Consider the following 17,982-nt stretch of genomic DNA (forward strand, 5'->3'; position numbering starts at 1 on the left):
CACACCAGCCGCTCACCTGCCGCCACAGGGATTTCACCTGCCTGCGTCAGGCCGACTCACTGCCCGGACACCCCTCACGCAGCGTCGGACAGCAACGACACGAGAGGTAAAACATGATGGCGATCAACATCCCGGAGCAGGCCACACTTCCGCGCTTCGACATGCCGTTTCCCAGCATGGGGTGCAACGCACGCATGAGCGAGGCAGCCGTAGCGATGTGGCAGTGGACGGACCGTTTCGGCCTGTGCCCGACACCGGAGATCCACGAACAGATCCGCCAGGCCCGGCCCGAACTCTGGGCGTCCCTGATCTATCCCACAGCAGAACTGGCCGACCTTACGCTCTTCTGCGAGTGGACCGTCTGGTCCTTCGTTGTCGACGACATGTTCGATGACGGCCCGCAGGGGCGCGACCCGGCCCGGTGCGAGGAGGTCATCGTCCGGCTGATCGCAGTGATCGACGGGAAGACGACCCCGGCCGGGCCGCTGGAGTACGCACTCTCCGACTTGTGGCACCGAATCTGCTCGAACCGCTCGTCCGGGTGGACCAAGGTGTTCCGCAGGGACACCTCGGGGTGGCTGTGGACCTACTACACGGAAGCTGCCGACCGAGCCGCCGGCCATGTGCCGGAAGTCGATGAGTTCATGCACCACCGACGCGATGCCATCGCCATGCGGGGATTCCTGGACTTGTACGAGATACCGGCCCAGCTCGACCTTCCGGAGGCGGTGAGGAACCTTTCCGGATTCATCGCCCTGCGCAACGCGGCAACCGACCATATCGCCCTCTACAACGACATCTGCTCAACCCAGAAGGAACAAGAGGTCGGCTATTACCACAACTCGGTCTGCCTGATCCAGCATCATCGCGGATGCTCGCTGCAGGAAGCCTTCGAAGTGGCGAACGACATGCTCGCTGTGTATATCGAGCGCATCCAGAAAGCCGAGCGACAGCTGACCTCACAACTCAAATCCATCGGGGCCGGAAGCGAGGTCGTGGCGAATGTCGAGCAGTGCGTCCACGACTATCGCATGCTCGTCCGCGGAGACTTCGACTACCACCTCCGTGCCGAGCGGTACCAGACGTCGCGGCACGATGCCCTTCCCTCGCACAGCCGCGCCTGACCAGGCAGGAGGAACCACCATGCTCGGACACGCGCCTTCGGCCACCCAGCTCACCTCCGGCATCGCACCTGGGGCACATCCCGCCATCGGCCACGGCTGGCAGTTGTGGAGGCAGCCCCTGGAATTCCTCGAGTCGCTCTCCGCGATCGGCGACCTGGTCGAAATCAGGCTGGGACCGCAACCGGCCTTCGTACCGTGCCATCCCGAGATCGTCTGGCACATCCTGACCAATGACAGCATCTACGACAAAGGAGGGCCGGTCATGGACCGGCTCCGCGATTTCGTGGGTAACGGTCTGGGAACGTCGACCCACCAGGACCATCGGCGGCAACGCCGCTTGATCCAGCCCGCCTTCCATCCGGCACTCATCGAAAGCCATGCCGCCGTAATGGAAGATGAGATATCCACGCTGACCCAGGACTGGAAAGACGGACAGGAAATCGACGCATTTCCCCAGCTGTACGGATTCGCCCTGCGGACCGTGACACGGACCCTGTTCTCCACCACCGTCGACGCGGAGACCATCGAAGTGGTCCGCCGCTCGTTCGACACCGTGTTCAACGGCAGTTTCCTGCGGATGCTCACCCCGCCCACTCTGCGCAGGATCCCCACCCCGGCGAACCGCCGCTTCCAGAGCGCCGTCAAGAATCTTCTCGACACCGTCGATCGCATGATCGAGGGGCATCGGAAGGAGACGACAGACTCCAGCGGCATCCTGCCCATCCTCCTCGGCTCCGATTCCGGGCCGGACGGCCAGGAGTTGAGCAATGCGGAGATCCGCGATCACCTCATCACCATGCTGCTGGGGGGAGGGGACACCACCGCTGCCGCCCTCGCTTGGGCACTTCACCTGCTGTCCACGAATCCCGAAGCCGAACGCCGGCTCCAGGAGGAGGTCGACCAGGTCCTCGGCGGGCGACCTGCCGAGTGGAAGGACCTGCCACAACTGGCCTTCACCAGCCGCGTACTCACGGAAACGCTGCGCCTGTACCCGCCCGGCTGGCTGCTGACCCGCACCACGACCCGAGAGGTCGAACTGGCCGGGCGGCACCTGCCCCCCGGAACCGCCATCCTGTTCAGCCCTGTCACCGTTCAGCGGCGCCCGGACCTCTTCCCCGACCCCCACGCATTCGATCCGGACAGATGGCTGCCCGAATCCGCATCCGGCCTTCCGCGCGGAGCCTTCGTCGCCTTCGGCGGAGGAGCACGCAAGTGCATAGGCGACACGTACGGCATGGCCGAGACCGTGCTCGCCCTGGCCACGATCGCATCCCGGTGGAGCCTGTCTCCCGTCCCCGGAGTCCAGATCCGCCCCTCCCGGCTGTCGGTCAGCCTTCATCCGGAACATCTGCCACTGCGGCTGCACGCCCGCGGATAGGCCCGCGCTGTGTCGTCCCCGGTCCGAACACCGAGGACGGCCGGCGGAAGCGGATCCAGGTGTCTGCCGCATCTGGACCCGCTTCCGGCGTCCACCGCCTCCTGGCGGTGGGACCGGCTCTCCGACCACGCTCAGCTTCAGTAGCCGCGCCACCACCTGGACACCGACTGCCACAGCCGCTTCGGCGCCGACGGCCTGCGCTGGGCCGGGATGTGGGCGACGGGCTGTGGTTGCGGCGGCGCCTGGAAGGGCGCAGGCTGCTGCGGCACCGGGGCGGGTTCGGTCTCCGTCTTCGGTGCGCTCATGGTGACCTCCCACTCCGGCTGCGGCCGCCGGGAGGCCGCAGGGTCGGGCGGCTTGGTGACGTCCTGCTGCGGCTGCGGCTGGAACTTCACGGGAAGTTCCACCAGGTGCCGGGACATCAGAGCGCTGATCCAGCGCAACTCATGTTCTTCCACGGCCAGTTCGATGTCGGGAAGGCGCATCAGCAGCGCGTCGACGCCGACTTCGGCGATGGCGCGTCCGAGGTCCTGCCCGGGGCATTCGTGCGCGCCGCCGCTGAACGACATATGGGCGCGGTTGCCCATCATCGAGGCGTGCGGGTCGGGGCGTACGACCGGGTCGACGTTGGCCGGCGCGATGCCGACGAGCAGCGCGTCACCGGCCTTGATCTGCTGGCCGCCCAGTTCGGTGTCGCAGACCGCCCAGCGGCCGAGGATCGTGGTGAACGGCGGCTCGTCCCACAGGGTCTGCTCCACCGCTTCGGGGACGGTCATATGGCCGCCGCTGAGCTGGGCGCGGAAGCGCGGGTCGGTGAGAACCATGCGCAGCACATTGGCGATGAGGTTGGCGGTCGTCTCGTACGCGGCGATGAGAGTCAGCCGCAGATGCTGGCTCACCTCGTCGTCGGTGAGACCTGCCGGGTGCTGGATGAGACGGCTCGCGAAGTCGTTCTCGGGGGCCGCGCGGCGCGCGGCGACCAGGCGCATCAGCGCGGCCATCACATAGGCGTTGGAGGCGATCGCTGTCTCGGTGCCCTTGATCATGTCGCGGGCGGCCTGCACCAGACGCTCGTTGTACTCCTCCGGCATGCCCAGGATCTGGCAGATCACCATCATCGGCAGATGCTCGGCGAACCGGCCGACGAGGTCGGCGCGACCCTGCTCACAGAAGTCGTTGACGAGCCGGTTGCTGTAGCGGTTGATGAACCGGCGGGTGCCCCGGGTGTCGATCCGGTCGATGGCCTGGGTGACGGCGCTGCGGGTGCGCGCGTGCTCGGCACCGTCGGCGAAGACGCACATGGGCTGCCAGGTGAAGACCGGGGTGAGCGGGTTGTCGGGAGCGATCGAACCGTCGTGCAGGCGGGCCCAGCGACGGGAGTCGCGGGAGAAGAGCGAGGGGGTGCGGGTCATGTAGAGGTTCTCGGTGTGGCCGAGCACCAGCCAGGCGGGGACGTCGCCGTGGATCAGAACGGGGGCCACGGGACCGTGTTCGGCGCGCAGCTTCTCGTACACACCCATCGGGTCGTTCTCGGCCTCGGCCCCGTACAGCCTGCGCAGTCCGCCGGCGCCCAGCCCGTGCGCGGGGCACTCCGGCGGTGGTTCTTGATCGAAGGGGGTAGTCACGGTCGCTCCAATTCGGGTGTGCGAAAGGCGAGTTGAAGGAAAGTCGGTGGGATCAGGCCCGCTGCACGGCCAGGGAGTGCAGATAGCGCATCAGCGTCATGAGGGTGTCGCGGCTTGATTCGCGCCGCCGGGCGTCGCAGTTGACTATCGGGACATCGGCGGGCAGGTCCAGCGCGGTCCGCAGGTTCTCCAGCTGGTGACGGGGTGCATCGGGGAAGGTGTTGACAGCGACGACGAACGGCACCCCACGCTCTTCAAGACGGCCGATCACGTCGAAGCTGACCGCGAGGCGGCGGGTGTCGACCAGGACGACAGCGCCGAGCGCGCCTTCGAAGAGACCGTTCCAGAGGAACCAGAAGCGCTCCTGGCCCGGTGTGCCGAAAAGATAGAGCACCAGCTGCTCGCTGATGCTGATGCGACCGAAGTCCATGGCCACGGTGGTGGCGGTCTTGTTGTCCACCCCGCGGTTGTCGTCCACGCCGACACCGGCCTGAGTCATGGTCTCCTCGGTGGTCAGCGGACGGATCTCGCTGACCGAGCGCACCATGGTCGTCTTGCCCACCCCGAAGCCGCCCACGATCACGATCTTGACCGCGGCGGTGGCCGTGTCCGGGAGCACGTCCTCCTTCCGGGGGCCCGGGATCGTGTCAGAGCTTCTGAAGTCCATGCATCACCGCTTCGAGAAGGGCCCGGTCGGGGAGCGCGGCGCGGACGATAGGCGCGCGCGACTCGACCAGTTCGGCCGCGAGGAGTTCGGTCAGCAGCGCGGTCACCACGCTGAACGGCAGGCTCAGATAGGCGGAGACCTCGGCCACCGACAGAGGCGACGTGCAGAGCTTGACGATCGCAGCCTGTTCGGGCTGGACGGTCGGTGCGGGTTCCGCTCGGGCGACGATGATGGTGACCAGGTCGAGCGCGGCCCGGTCGCCGCCGTCCGGCCCGCCGGTGATCACATACAGCCGTTCCGGGTCCTGTTTGGCCTTCTCCGGCTGCCTGCGTTTTCGGCGCTCTTGTCCGGCGTCGGCGTCGCTCATCCGGCCTTCCCGTCATGGCGCGCCGGTGCCGCCAGATGCGTCCCGATCCGTACGACCATGTCGCGCATCGCGGCTCCGACCAGCCCCGCATCCACGTGCTCGTCTGTGAGAACCGCAAGGTAGGAGCCGGTTGACACGGCCATCAAGTAGAAGTAGCCGCCGGTGATTTCGATGACAACCAGTCTCATCCGGCCGTCGCTGTCGGGGATCTCGGTGGCAACCGCGGCGGCCAGGGACTGCAGTCCGGCGCAGGCGGCGGCGAGCCGGTCGGCCGCGTCCGGGTCGCCGCCGTGCCGGGCGATGCGCAGACCGTCCGCCGAGAGGACCACGATCTGGTGGACGCCAGGAACGTTGTCGGCGAGATCCTTGAGCATCCAGTCCATGTTGCCCAGTTGCTGAATCACTTCAGGTCCCCCTCTGACGGATCCTGCGGCACACCGTTGACTGCCTTGGTGAAGGCATCGAGCCAGATGCCGGGACCCGGTTCGTCCTCGGCCTTCTTCTCGTCGTGCTGGTCGTACTCGTCGTGGCCCTGGGGTTGTTCCGGTGTGTATTCCGGTGCGTACGGCTGCGGGATGAACGGCTCGGTCGACGTCGGCGGAACCTCGGCGGGCAGCGGAGTGCGCAGTCGGCTGCGGCGCTGCGGGAGTCCGTTCGGGGTCCACTCGGTCACCTCCGGCACGTCGTCCTCCATCGACATCGAGGCGGGCAGCCTGACGGGTGCCGGCACCGTGGGCCGCTTCTGTCCGGCCGGCCTTCGCGGCTTCTTCCGCCCGTGGTTACGGCCTTCGAGCGGGTCGGGTCCGGGTGCGGCGGAGGCAATGGCTGTGGCGCCGATGCCGTGGGCGATGCCGGGTGCGGGACCTGAGGTGATGACCTCGCGCGGAACGATGAGCACCGCGCGCACACCGCCGTACGCGGACTGCCTCAGTGCGATCTTGAAGTTGTACTTCGCGCAGAGACGGCCGACCACGGCGAGACCGAGGCGGGGCGAGTCGCTGAGGTCGTTGAGACCGCCGCCCTCCTGGGCCCTGATGATCATGTCCTCGGCACGCTTGCGGGTCTCCTCGCTGAGCGAGACTCCGCCGTCCTCGATCTCGATGGCGATGCCCGTCTGCACCTCGACGGCGGTGACATGGACGCGGGTCTGCGGCGGCGAGTACCGGGTGGCGTTGTCGAGGAGTTCGGCGAGGGCATGGATCAGCGGCTCGACGGTCGGACCGACGATCGCGACCTTGGCGATGGAGTGCAGATCTACGCGCGGGTACTCCAGGATCCGGGACATCGCACCGCGCAGCACGCTGAACAGCGGTACAGGGTTGGGCCACTGCCGGCCGGGGCGGGCGCCGCCGAGCACCGAGATGGAGTCGGCGAGGCGGCCGATCAGAGCGTTGCCGTGGTCGATGCGGAGCAGGTCGTCGAAGACCTCGGGCTGACGCCCGTGCTCGTCCTCCATGTCGCGGAGCTCTGTGGCCTGCTGGCGCACGATCGACTGAACGCGGCGGGCGATGCCGACGAAGGCATGCTGGGATCCTTCGCGCTGGGCCTCTTCGTCGTCGACGATCCTCAGCAGGGAGTGCAGGATCTCGCGCTGGGCGGGCGGGAGATCCCGGTAGGTGTCGCTGTGGTCGACCAGGGCGCGCATGACCTCTTCGGGCGACTCGCCGTGCTTGAGCCGGTGGACGGCCGCGGGCATGAGCTCCTTGGCGAGCCGTACGGTCTCGGCGTCGTGGACGGCGAGCCGGTGCTCCAGGAAGACGAGCCGCTGTCCGTAACCGTGGTGCAACGACCGCACGGCGCCGGCGCGGCGGACGATTTCGGCGACCAGTCCGGCGACCACGACGGTGGCCGCGGCTCCGGCCCACACAAGCGGTATCCGGGCGGGCTCCGTCACCGCGACCACGCCCGCAGCCGTGGCCGCGGACGTCAGGACGACGGAGAGGAGAAGCGCGCGAACTAGCGGGAGTGTCCTGTCGGTTGGAGGCGCCTCAACGCGAACCATGTGATCCCTCTGGCAGTTGACGGGGGGAGGTAATCGAACTATCAAGACATGTGGGAACAAGTGCATGAATACACGCCAACCCATGTCGTAGTGAGCGAGCGTAGCCCCATGAAATAAGTGCTGCGGCATATTCACGCAACGCCGGACACGGGCCCCTCAAGAGGAATAGACTCACCTCTTTTTGACACCCTCAGCTCTGACGCACACACCCGCAGTAGCCGAACATACGTGCCCAATTGCACGTCAGTGGGGGCGAATTGGTGTCAGCCGAGGGCGATACGGGCCTGCTGCGCCAGTCCGTCGGCGCCACAGGCCTCAGCGAGTGTGAGGCCGCGGGTGAGCTCCGCGGTGGACCGGGCGGCGATGCCGTACTCGACGCGGGCCAGGGCGTGTTCGTACGCGCACGGAGAGGCCTCCAGATACGCGACGGCCCCGGCGAGCAGCTCCACCGCCCGCGGCCCGCTCTCCAGCGCCGCGGCGCACCGCAGCGCCTCGCCGATCGCCGTGTCCGTGCCGAAGCGCTCGGCGCGGTCGCGCGCATAGGACGCCAACTCGGCGGCCCGGAAAGGGTCTTCGTCGGCCAGAGCCCTGGCCAGGTCGCAGGCCCAGGGCGCCAGGATGCCGTTGTGGCGCCCGCGCCCCCTCAACGCCTCGCCCACCGCCTCCAGTTCGGCGACGGCCTCCTTCGTGCGCCCCTGGGCGAGCAGCAGTCGGCCGCGCACCGAGGGCGCATCGGGGATGACGATCGTGGAGGGGTAGGGCGGGACGAATCCATAACGGTCGGCCGTCTCCTGCGCCTCTTCGACATGGCCGCGGGCGAGCAGGATGTCGATGAGTATGCAGGCGGCGTCCCAGTTCATGGGCAGGCCGTTGCCGACGCGTTCGGCGAGCCGCAGGCTCTCGCGCACATACGTCTCGGCCTCCACGAGCCGGCCGCGGCGGCGCATGACATAGCCGACGAAACAGTTGGCGAAGGAGAGGTGGCCACCGCTCCATCCGCTGATCTCGTAGGAGCGCAGCGCCTCCGCGAACAGGCTCTCCGCCCGGTCGAGCCGGTCGGCGAAGGCATAGCTGAGCCCGAGCATGGCCACCGGCTCGAACCCCCAGGCGGGGTCGGTCCAGCCGAGTCCGGGCGCGAGGCGCCCGTTGACCAGGGCGCGGTCACAGATCTGGACGATCTCGACAGCACTCTCGCCGCGGTTCGTCGCGTCCCAGGCGCGCAGCATCAGCAGCACCCGCTCGGCGGTGTCGCGCCCGCTCAGCGGATCGGCCGTCGCGGCCAGTCGGCGCGAGCGGCCCGGTCCGTCGTCCTCGACGACCTGGACGCTCTCCCACAGGAACTGCGCGGTCTGCAGTCTTGTCCGGGCGGGCCCCTCCGCGGTGATTTCCGCCTCGGCGGCCACCACGCGTGCCGCTTCCCTCATCTCGTTGTTGTGCGCCAGCGCCTGGGAGAGCCGGAAGACGGCGTCCACACGCAGATCGCCCTCGAGGCCAGGCAGGGCGAGCGCGTCCCGCAGGTAACCGACGGTCGTGGCGGGTGACGTCAGGAGTGTGGCGCAGCCCAGTTCGTACAGGACCACCGCCCGTATGTCGGTCAGCGGCGGCTCCTCCAGGGCGCGCTCCAAACAGCGGCGCGCGGCGTCCGGGGCGCCGACGGCAAGGTGTTCGGCTGCCGCCGCACGCAACTGCTCGACCAACTCCGGGTCCTGGTCGGGGTGCACCTGGAGCAGATGCGGGGCGGCGGCGGCCGCGGGGCGTCCGGCCCGGCTGACCGCCCAGGCGGCCCGGCCGTGCATAGCAGTCCTCACCCCCGAGGGGATGGCACGGTAGACACCACTGGCGATCAGAGGATGGACGAATTCCATCGGATCCTGGCCGACCAGGATCCGGGCAGCCCGCAGCCGCTGGGCGCAGGCGCCCGCCTCGGCCGCACCCATCCCGGCCAGGGACGCCGCCAGGTCCAGCGAGATGTCGGTGCCCAGGATCGCCGCGGCCCACGCGAACCGCGTTGCCCCGATGCCCAGTTCCTCCAGGCGGGCGACCAGCCCGGACCCGCGCGCCCCCGCGCCGAGTGCGCGCAGGGCGCCTGCGGAGTCCTCGACGGGTTCCAGGGAGTCGTCCTGCACCTTGGCGATGAGCTCGACGGTCTCGTACGGATTGCCGCCGGTGACCGCCCACACCTCACGGCAGAACGGGTCGTCGCTGTGCTCTCCGAGCGCCGCCCTCGCGAACGCGGCGGTCGCGTCGGGGGGTGAACGCCCGCAGCGTTCTGCGGTTGTCGGCGGCCTCGCCGAGCGTGTACAGATGCTCAGCGGTCTCGCCCGAGGGGTCCTCGACGCGGTGCGCGACGACGATCAGGACGGGCAGTCCGTCGGTGCGCCGGGCGAACGCGGCGAGCCAGGCGAGGGTCTCCAGGTCGGCCCAGTGCGCATCGTCGACGACGAGCATCAACGGCCGGTGCAAACCTGCCAGTTTCACGACGACGGCGTCCAGGCCGTCCCTGACGCCCTGGGGGTCGGCGAGCTGCCCGCTGGGCGGTGCGACACCGAGCGCGGGGCCCACGATCTCGTACCAGTCGCCGAGCAACTCCCGTACATCGCACAGCGCGTGCTCGTCCAGGGCGGGCTGCAGCAGTTGACGCACCACATGGAAGGGGACGGAGGAGACACCCTCGCCGCCGCGCGCCGACCAGACCGTGCAGCGCCCGGCCGCGGTCCTGCGCAGGTCGTTGAGCAGCGCCGTCTTGCCGAGACCTGCCTCGCCGCTGTAGATCAGCAGCCCGCCGGACGGCTCGCCCGCGCAGAGCGCGTCGACAGCCTGCGCGCCCGCGGCGATCTCGGCCTCCCGCTCGAGCAGCGGAATGGCGTCCAGGTCCTCCGGCCGGCTCACCGTCATCTCTGCCTTCCCCAAGGTGTACGGAGTTACGAGCGTAGCCCGGCGGCGGTCCCTCGCGGGAAGGTCTGGGCGGATCCGCCCAGTTGGTGTGCGGTCGCGCCACCGAACCCGAACCCCTGCCGAACGGGCCGTACCCGGTGTCCGCTACCTTCCGTGCATGAAAATCGACTGGGACCGCCGCACCTGCGCACGCAAGGGACACGTCACCTACGCACCGCAGGAGACGGAGCTGCGGAACCGGCTGCGCGCCGAGACCGGTCTGGGCGAGGCCTGGCGGTGTCTGCGCTGCGGGGACTTCGCCCTCGGTGACCCGCACGGCTCGGGCCCTGCGGGCGACGCCCCTCTGGTGCCGCGCGGCAAGGTGCTGCGCGACCTGTTCATCCTGCGGTTCCTGGCCCTGGAGCGGGCGGTGCGCGGGGTGTTCATCGTGCTGGCCGCGGCCGCCGTATGGAAGTTCTCCAACAGCCAGGACTCCGTGCGCCGCTTCTTCGACCAGAACCTCGACGTCTTCCGCCCCGTCTTCCGGCACTTCCACTACGACCTCGACCACTCCCCCGTGGTCGACACCATCCGGAAGACCTTCGGCTACAAGCACTCCACGCTGGTCCTGGTGGCCGCCGCCCTGCTCGTCTACGCCCTGATCGAGCTCGTCGAGGCCGTCGGGCTGTGGCGCGCCAAGCGCTGGGCGGAGTACCTGACCGTTGTCGCCACGGCCGCCTTCCTGCCGCTGGAGATCTACGAACTCACCGAGAAGGTCAGCTGGCTGAAGATCGGCACGCTGAGCCTCAACATCCTCGCCGTCCTCTACATCCTGCTCGCCAAGCGGCTGTTCGGGCTGCGGGGCGGACACACCGCCTTCGAGGCGGAACGCCACAGCGCGTCCTTCATCGAGGTCGAGGTGTCCGCGGGGGTGCCCGTCACGCAGTGACCACGGGGGTCGCGTTCCAGGCGGCGACCACGGGGCGTCCATGCTCGGTGCCGAGCCTGCTGACCGAGCCGGTGTCCAGGCGGAAAAGCGCACCCGAGGAGGCGGGCAGTCCGAGCCGGCGGGCGGTGAGCACCCGCAGGAAGTGCGCGTGCGCGACGAGCACCACGTCCCCGCCGTCCCCGTCGAGGTCGGCGTCGCGCAGCGCGGCATCGACCGTCTTGAGCACCCGGTCGGCCCGCTCGCCGACCTCCTGCGGACTCTCGCCGGGGTGCTCCGGCGGGCCCTCTGCGACACCCTGGGTCCACAGGTCCCAGTCGGGCCGCTCCCGGTGGATCTCCACGCTGGTGATGCCCTCGTACGCGCCGTAGTCCCACTCGTGCAGATCGGCGTCGACGAACGTGGGGCCGAGCCCGGCCAGCTCGGCGGTCCGCCGGGCCCGTGCGAGAGGGCTGGTCAGAGTGAGTGCGATGCGCCGCTCCGCGAGCAGCGGGGCGACCGCGCGCGCCTGTGCCTCGCCGTTCGCCGTCAGCGGCAGATCCGTCCAGCTGGTGTGTTTCATCGTCCGGCTCCAGCTCGTCTCGCCGTGCCGTACGAGAATCAGCTCGCCCATGGCCGCCTGCCCTCTTTGCCGCTGTTGATGTTGGTACCTCTCCGTCAGCGTGCCACGGCGGCCCGGCATTCCCTCAGAGGCGGCCCGCCTCGGTGATGCGGCTCAGGAAGCGACGGGTGCGCTCGTGGGTCGGCTCCCCGAACACCTCCGCGGCAGTCCCGCGCTCGAGGACCACGCCGCCGTCGAGGAAACAGACCTGGTCGGCGACGTCACGGGCGAAGCCCATCTCATGGGTGGCGAGGATCATGGTCATCCCCTCCTCCTTGAGGTCGCGTACGACGTTGAGCACCTCCCCCACCAGCTCCGGGTCGAGCGCCGCGGTGATCTCGTCGAGGAGCAGCAGCCTGGGCCGCACCGCCAGCGCGCGGACGATCGCGGCGCGCTGCTGCTGTCCACCACTGAGCCGGTCCGGGTACGCGTCGGCCTTGCCGCCGAGCCCGAGCCGCTCCAGCAGCTCACGCGCCCGCTCCTCCGCCTCCTTCTTCGCCACGCCGTGGACGCGCCGGGGAGCGAGGGTGATGTTGTCGAGCACGGACATGTGCGGGAAGAGGTTGTACGCCTGGAAGACCACGCCGATCCTGCGGCGTACGGCATCGGGGTCGACGCGGGGATCGGTGATCTCCTCGCCGTCGAGGAAGATCGCCCCGTCGTCGATGTCCTCCAGCAGGTTCGCGCACCGCAGCAGCGTCGACTTGCCGGACCCCGAGGTCCCGATGAGGGCGGTCACGGTGTGCGGGGCCACGTCGATGCTGACGTCGCGCAGCACGAGAGTGTCGCGGCCGAAGGTCTTGCGTACGGAGTCGAGCCGCAGGACCGGGGTCGCCTCGGTGGTCGTCATACGGTGCCTCCTTGGGCGCGCTCGCGGTCCATGCGCGCCGTCACCCAGTCCGTGAAGCGGGTCATGGGGATCGTGAGGGCGACGAAGACGAGGCCGGCGACCACGTACGGCGTGAAGTTGAAGTCCTTGCCGACGATGATCTGCGCCGCGTACACGGCGTCGATCGCCCCGCCGATCGAGACGAGTCCGGTGTCCTTCTGCAGGGACACCAGGTCGTTGAGGAGCGGCGGCACGACGCGGCGCACCGCCTGCGGCAGGACGACATGGCGCAGGGACTGCCAGTTGGAGAGGCCGAGCGAACGGGCGGCGGCGCGCTGTGAGGCATGGACGGACTCGATGCCCGCACGGACCACCTCGGCGACGTACGCCGAGTAGGTGAGCACCAGGGCCGCGCCACCGAGGACCACCGGGTCGGTGGTGACCCCGGTCAGCCGCAGCGCGGGAACCCCGAAGATCATGACCAGCAGATTGATGATCAGCGGCAGCCCGCGGAAGAAGTCGGTGTACGCCGCCGCGAGCGCCCGCAGCGGGAAGAAGACCGGGCCGCGCAGGGTGCGGGCGACGGCGATCAGCATGCCGAACACAAAGGCCAGCGCCCCGCACACCACCATCAGGCGGAGGTTGAGCCAGAGCCCCTGCATGATGTCGGGGAACGAGATCCGGGCGTACTCGGCGCTGAAGAAGGTCTCGCGGGTGCGCTCCCAGCCGGGCGAGCTGACGATGCCGACGCAGAGCGCGCCGGCGACCACCAGCGTGGACGCGGTGGCGATCGCCGTGGCGCGGCGGGTGCGGGCGCGACGGTAGCGCTCCCGCTCGATCCGCCGCGCCGACGGCATGTACGGTTCCTGCTTTTCGAGCGTCACTTGAGCACCGGGGCGTCGACGGCCTCGGAAAGCCACTGCTTGTCGAGCGCGGCCAGGGTGCCGTTCTTGCGCAGGGCGTCGACCGCGCCGCTGACGCAGGCGGTGACCTTGGAGCCCTTGTCGAGAACCAGGCCGAACTGTTCGGCCTTGCCCGCGGCGCTGTCGAACTGGCCGACGATCTTCGCGTCCGTCACCTCGGCGGAGGTGATGTAGAAGGCGGTGGGGAGATCGACGACGATCGCGTCGACCTGTCCGTTCTTGAGGGCGGACTTGGCGAAGTCGTTCTTCTGGAAGACGGCGGGCCGCTCGGCCGGCTTGATCGTGTCATCGATGAGGTCGAGGCTGGTGGTGCCGACCTGGGCACCGAGCTTGACGTTCTTGAGGTCGGCGATGCTCTTGGCGCCGTACGCCTTGGAGCCCTTGACCGCGATGACCGCCTGCCGGACGTCGTAGTAGCCGGAGGAGAAGTCGACGGCCTTCTTGCGGGTTTCGCTGATCGAGATCTGGTTGATGTCGAAGTCGAACTTCTTGGCACCGGGCGAGAAGGCGTTGTTGAAGGGGACGGTCTGCCAGACGACGTCGGACTTCGCATATCCGAGCTGCTTGGCCACGGCATACGCGACGGCGGACTCGAAGCCTTCGCCATTGGCGGGGCTGTCGTCCTTGAACCAGGGGGCGTAGGCGGGCTTGTCCGTACCAACGGTGAGCTTGCCCGCGGTCCGGGTGCTCAACGTGCCCGGCGCGCAGGTGGTTTTGGTGCCGGTGGAGGTCGAGGAGGAGGCGCCGGCCGTGCTGTCGCTCTGCGGGGCGCAGCCGGCGGCGGTTGCGGTGGCGAGGACGGCGGCGGCGGTGCAGGTGGCGAGGCGTATCAGGCGCATGGCGGGAGAGTGGCAGGGGGCGGGGGCATCTGTCGAGGTCAGAGCGGAAACGTCCGCATGGTGGGAAGTTGATTGCGGTGCCGTGACAATTGTGTGGCGGGGGTGGGTGTGCGGATGCGGGTTGCCTGCGGCGCGGATTCCCCCACCCCGAAGCCCCGGGCCACGCGGCGGAGCCGCACCGCACGCCCCCGCGGACGCCGCGTCACCCCAGCCCCGCGTCCCGCGCCCAGTCCACCGCCTCCCCCCGGTCCGCCACCCCCAGCTTCGTCAGAATCGCCGACATATGGTTCCCCACCGTCTTCGGCGAAAGCCCCAGCCGCACGGCAACCCCCGAGTTGGAGCTCCCCGCCGCGATCAGGCCCAGCACATCCCGCTCCCGCGGCGTCAGTCCGGGGCACGGGTCCGCCACCGGCTGCGGGCGGCTCAGAAAGCCGAGCACTCTCCTCGCCACCCCGGGCCCGAAGATCGCCTCGCCCGCCGCCACGGCCCTGATCGCCCGTACGATCTCGTCCTGGCCCGCCCCCTTGAGCACATATCCCCGCGCCCCCGCCCGCATCGCCGCGAAGACCGAGTCGTCCTCCTCCACCATGGTGAGCATCAGCACCGCCACCGCCGGGGCGACCCGTGCGATCTCCCTCGCGGCCTCGATGCCGTTCATCCCCGGCATCCGGATGTCCATCACCACCACCTGCGGACGCAGCGTCACCGCCGCCCGGACCGCCTCGCGGCCGTCCTCCGCCGTGCCCACGACATGGACGCGCGGCTCCTCCTGGACGGACTCCAGCAGGGCGGCAAGTCCCGTACGCACCACGGGGTGATCGTCCGCCAGAACCACTTTCACCGCTTCCTGCCCGCTCATACCGGCTCCCCCAGCGGCAGCATCGCCACCACTCTCCCTCGCCCCGCCACACAGCTGCCGCCGAGTTCGGCAGCACGCTCCTGCATGGAGGTGATGCCCACTCCCGGACGCCACGACGACTCCGTCGTACCGTCGTCGCTGACCTCCACGCGCAGGCCTTCCCCCACCACGATCCGCAGCTCCACGCGGGACGCCCCCGAGTGCCGGGCCGCGTTGGTCAGCGCCTCCGTCGCGATGCGGTATGCCGCGACCTCGACCGCCGCGGGCAGCACCGGCAGCAGGGCCGGCGCGTCCACGCGTACGTCGACCGGCACCCCGTCGGCCCGCCAGGCGAGCCGCTCCGAGCGCTCCCGCAACGCTCCGATCAGCCCCAACTGGTCCAGATCCGGGGGCCGCAGGCCGTCCACCAGCCGCCTGATCTCCTGGACCGCCCCGCCGATCTCGGCCCGCAGCTCGGTGAGGAGTTCACCGGTACGCTGCGGGGCCACCGTCAGCAGGTTGTGCGCGGCGTCCGCCTGGAAGGCGGCCCCTGCGAGCGTCGGGCCGAGACCGTCGTGCAGGTCGCGGCGGATCCTGCGGCGCTCCTCCTCGCGGGCGGCCACGATGCGCTCGCGGGACTGCTGGAGCTGGGCGGAGAGCACGGTGGCGTGCAGGGCGGCGGCGAGCGGCACGGCGAGCAGTTCGAGCACGGCCAGGTCCGCGGGGGCCAACTCCCGTTCTCCCGGGCGCAGTCCGACCACCAGCTCCCCCACTCCGCGCCCCTCGTAGCCGAGGGAGAGGGTGTGCGTGCGCTCGGTCCGCGTACCCCAGCGGCTCTCGCCGACAGCGGCGTACGGCAACCGCAGGGCCTCGCACACCGCCTCAGGTACGTCACACACCCCGGCCCCCGCCAGCCGCTCGCCGATCCGCGACACCGCGCGGACCGGGTCGGTGCGCTCTCCGTACAGCGCCCGTTCCACAACCGCCTGAAGTCTGCGGCGTGCCGGGTTGAAGGCGAAGGCCACGGCCAGGGTCGCGAACGACGAGCCGATCAGGCCGGGTTGACGGTGCATCAGGACGTCGAAGACCGCGACCAGGCCCACATAGGCGGCGATCACCATCCCGGTGAGGAGCGCGAACAGCAGGGCGCGCGAGACGACGAGGCGGATGTCGAGCAGCTCGTGGCGGAGTACGGCTATGGCGATCGCGGCCGGAAGGAAGAGCACCACGTAGTCGAACTGCGGGAGGCGTACCCCTGCCCCGAGCATGCCGAGGTTCACGACCTCGGGCAGGATGCCCAGGATCAGCCAGAGCAGCTGGCGCCGCTCCTTTTCTCCGCCGCGCCGGTAGCGCACCGTGAGCGAGGTGAGCGCGGCGACCAGGGCGGCGCAGCATTTGCCGATCTCGGCCGTCAGCAGCCAGGACGGGGTGTCCGGCACCAGCGGCTGGGCCCGGGTCCCGTGGAAGAGACCCCAGTCCCAGGACGACCACACCAGGATGTCCATGGGCGCGGTGAGGAGCTGCACGATCACCACGTAGCGCCAACGGGGGCCGGTCAGACGGCCGTCGGGGAAGAGGAACACGGCCAGGACGAAGGCGGTCGACGAACCGGTGACCCAGGTGTAGCGGCCGACGGTGGTGAGGGCGCGGAGCAGGACCGTCGGCCAGCCGTCCTCCAGACCGAGTGCGGCCAGGCCGATGGAGAGCCCGGTGAAGGCGTGGCCGAGGCCGTACGCGATGAGGAGCCAGCCCGCCGGATTGCGCGGCCTGTGCAGGGCGATGAGGGCGCCGCAGCTGGGGTAGGCGATCGCGATGGCAAGGTCGGCGATCATGTCGTAGCGGAGCGCTTCCCCCATCCCCACCCCGGCGAGCAGCAGTCCGACGACCCCCGTGATCACCTGTGCGACGGAGAGCGCGAGCAGGCACCAGGCGAGCGCGGCACGCCGCGGCGTGCGGCCGAACCGGTCTGTTTCGTACGGCTGTCGACCGTGCGGGTCCATGGAGCCATCGTCCCGGCCCGCTTCCCGGGTGTCATGGGTGAAGTTCCCGGGTGGGCCGGGAAACTTCCCGCCGGCCGCCCGGCCGTACCCCCTCAACACCCGGTGTCCCGCGGCCCGATGCTCGAATCAGCGAGCCGGGGGACGAGCTTCCGGCCCACTCAGGGGGAGAACGACCATGCACACTCTCGACCGGAGCCGTACGCAGCGCAGCCACCGCATCCGCAACGCCACGATCGGCCTGGCGGCCGCGTCGGCCGTCGGCCTGGGCGTGACGGCGGCGATCCCGGGGGACCCGCCGCCGAACCGGGCTCCGCACACCGCCGCGCAGAAGGCTCCCGGCGTACGGGCGCTGTCGGCGCCGGGGCAGTCCACCAGCACTGTCTGCAAGAAGAACTACCCCACCACCAAGCGGATCAAGGCGCGCTGGGAGCAGCTCGGCGGCAGCAACAGCGGGCTCGGCTGCCCGCGGACCGGCGTCAAGAACGTGTTCGTCAACGGCCACTTCAAGGGCGAGCGGCAGTATTTCGAGCACGGGACCATCACCCGGTCGCCCGCCCAGGGCGAGGGCATGGTGATCGCGGCGTGGGACACCAATGGCTACGCCATGGTGAACTGGAGCACCACCAGGCCCTTCTTCTACCACCACTTCCTGGTGCGCTACTACAGCGCGGCCGACTACGGCGGCACCCAGATCCAGGTCGGCCGGGGCAACTCGGGCGGCACGTGGGTGCAGAAGCGCACCAACGGCGAGTACCGCTTCATCATCGAAGGCTGCGACGACGGACCCTTCGGCAAGGTCTGCCGGCAGGGCTGGACCCTGTCCGCCACCACCCGCTGACCACTGCCACCACGGGGAGGGCCGCTGCGCGAGCAGCGGCCCTCGCGTACGCGGTGGCCTCCCCCCGGCGACCACCACCCCAGGTGCCCCGGCTACCGTGATCGAGGCCCACAGCACTTTGCGGACCAGTG

At 69.7% G+C, this 17,982-nt stretch carries 15 protein-coding genes and 1 pseudogene; 4 read left to right on the plus strand and 12 right to left on the minus strand.

The features are described 5' to 3' along the window. Nucleotides 1-113: 113 nt before the first annotated feature. Nucleotides 114-1,124, plus strand: a complete 1,011-nt coding sequence (locus AB0H78_RS05210) for a terpene synthase family protein (protein ID WP_363232877.1) — start codon at nucleotides 114-116, stop codon at nucleotides 1,122-1,124. A 19-nt stretch (nucleotides 1,125-1,143) separates the two neighbouring features. Beyond that, nucleotides 1,144-2,502, plus strand: a complete 1,359-nt coding sequence (locus AB0H78_RS05215; RefSeq protein ID WP_363232878.1) for a cytochrome P450 — start codon at nucleotides 1,144-1,146, stop codon at nucleotides 2,500-2,502. Nucleotides 2,503-2,639: 137 nt separating this feature from the next. Here AB0H78_RS05215 and AB0H78_RS05220 read toward each other — a convergent pair whose 3' ends face one another. The 6 genes and pseudogenes from AB0H78_RS05220 to AB0H78_RS05245 form a co-directional block, all read right to left on the minus strand. After that, nucleotides 2,640-4,127, minus strand: a complete 1,488-nt coding sequence (locus AB0H78_RS05220) for a cytochrome P450 (protein ID WP_363232879.1) — start codon at nucleotides 4,125-4,127, stop codon at nucleotides 2,640-2,642. 52 nt (nucleotides 4,128-4,179) lie between these two features. Next, nucleotides 4,180-4,794: an ATP/GTP-binding protein gene (locus tag AB0H78_RS05225; protein WP_363232880.1), complete on the minus strand. Its 615-nt coding sequence runs from the start codon at nucleotides 4,792-4,794 to the stop codon at nucleotides 4,180-4,182. Further along, nucleotides 4,775-5,161, minus strand: coding sequence for a DUF742 domain-containing protein (locus tag AB0H78_RS05230; RefSeq protein WP_363232881.1), 387 nt, complete (start codon nucleotides 5,159-5,161; stop codon nucleotides 4,775-4,777). Before AB0H78_RS05230 ends, AB0H78_RS05225 begins: the two co-directional genes overlap by 20 nt. Continuing rightward, nucleotides 5,158-5,565: a roadblock/LC7 domain-containing protein gene (locus AB0H78_RS05235; RefSeq protein ID WP_363232882.1), complete on the minus strand. Its 408-nt coding sequence runs from the start codon at nucleotides 5,563-5,565 to the stop codon at nucleotides 5,158-5,160. The genes AB0H78_RS05230 and AB0H78_RS05235 overlap by 4 nt, the downstream gene beginning before the upstream one ends. Next, entirely contained in the window at nucleotides 5,562-7,163 is a 1,602-nt protein-coding gene (locus tag AB0H78_RS05240; protein WP_363232883.1) for an ATP-binding protein, read from the minus strand. The genes AB0H78_RS05235 and AB0H78_RS05240 overlap by 4 nt, the downstream gene beginning before the upstream one ends. Before the next feature lie 263 nt (nucleotides 7,164-7,426). Next, nucleotides 7,427-10,058, minus strand: a pseudogene (locus AB0H78_RS05245) (AAA family ATPase). A 157-nt stretch (nucleotides 10,059-10,215) separates the two neighbouring features. Here AB0H78_RS05245 and AB0H78_RS05250 point away from each other — a divergent pair. Then, on the plus strand, nucleotides 10,216-10,986 hold the full coding sequence (locus AB0H78_RS05250) for a DUF2127 domain-containing protein (protein ID WP_363232884.1): 771 nt from the start codon (nucleotides 10,216-10,218) through the stop codon (nucleotides 10,984-10,986). On the opposite strand, the gene AB0H78_RS05255 is transcribed toward AB0H78_RS05250, so the two are convergent. The 6 genes from AB0H78_RS05255 to AB0H78_RS05280 all read right to left on the minus strand — a co-directional run bounded on the left by AB0H78_RS05255 (nucleotide 10,976) and on the right by AB0H78_RS05280 (nucleotide 17,013). Continuing rightward, nucleotides 10,976-11,596, minus strand: coding sequence for a histidine phosphatase family protein (locus AB0H78_RS05255; RefSeq protein WP_363232885.1), 621 nt, complete (start codon nucleotides 11,594-11,596; stop codon nucleotides 10,976-10,978). The genes AB0H78_RS05250 and AB0H78_RS05255 overlap by 11 nt on opposite strands. A gap of 73 nt (nucleotides 11,597-11,669) precedes the next feature. Continuing rightward, on the minus strand, nucleotides 11,670-12,434 hold the full coding sequence (locus AB0H78_RS05260; RefSeq protein ID WP_363232886.1) for an amino acid ABC transporter ATP-binding protein: 765 nt from the start codon (nucleotides 12,432-12,434) through the stop codon (nucleotides 11,670-11,672). Then, the gene (locus AB0H78_RS05265) at nucleotides 12,431-13,270 is read right to left on the minus strand and encodes an amino acid ABC transporter permease (protein ID WP_363233427.1); all 840 of its coding nucleotides are present in this window, start codon (nucleotides 13,268-13,270) and stop codon (nucleotides 12,431-12,433) included. The genes AB0H78_RS05260 and AB0H78_RS05265 overlap by 4 nt, the downstream gene beginning before the upstream one ends. A 23-nt stretch (nucleotides 13,271-13,293) precedes the next feature. Further along, a complete protein-coding gene (locus AB0H78_RS05270; protein WP_363232887.1) occupies nucleotides 13,294-14,175 on the minus strand; it encodes an ABC transporter substrate-binding protein in 882 nt (293 codons plus the stop codon). Nucleotides 14,176-14,377: 202 nt separating this feature from the next. Next, nucleotides 14,378-15,034, minus strand: coding sequence for a response regulator transcription factor (locus tag AB0H78_RS05275; RefSeq protein ID WP_363232888.1), 657 nt, complete (start codon nucleotides 15,032-15,034; stop codon nucleotides 14,378-14,380). After that, nucleotides 15,031-17,013 (minus strand): histidine kinase, encoded by a 1,983-nt coding sequence (locus AB0H78_RS05280; RefSeq protein WP_363232889.1) that lies wholly within the window; start codon nucleotides 17,011-17,013, stop codon nucleotides 15,031-15,033. The genes AB0H78_RS05275 and AB0H78_RS05280 overlap by 4 nt, the downstream gene beginning before the upstream one ends. 175 nt (nucleotides 17,014-17,188) lie before the next feature. Between AB0H78_RS05280 and AB0H78_RS05285 the strand changes: the two genes are divergently transcribed. Then, complete coding sequence (locus AB0H78_RS05285) at nucleotides 17,189-17,851, plus strand: hypothetical protein (protein WP_363232890.1); 663 nt, start codon at nucleotides 17,189-17,191, stop codon at nucleotides 17,849-17,851. The last annotated feature ends 131 nt before the right edge of the window (nucleotides 17,852-17,982 follow it).

The sequence above is a fragment of the Streptomyces sp. NPDC050738 genome, from assembly GCF_040654175.1.
GTDB lineage: Bacteria > Actinomycetota > Actinomycetes > Streptomycetales > Streptomycetaceae > Streptomyces.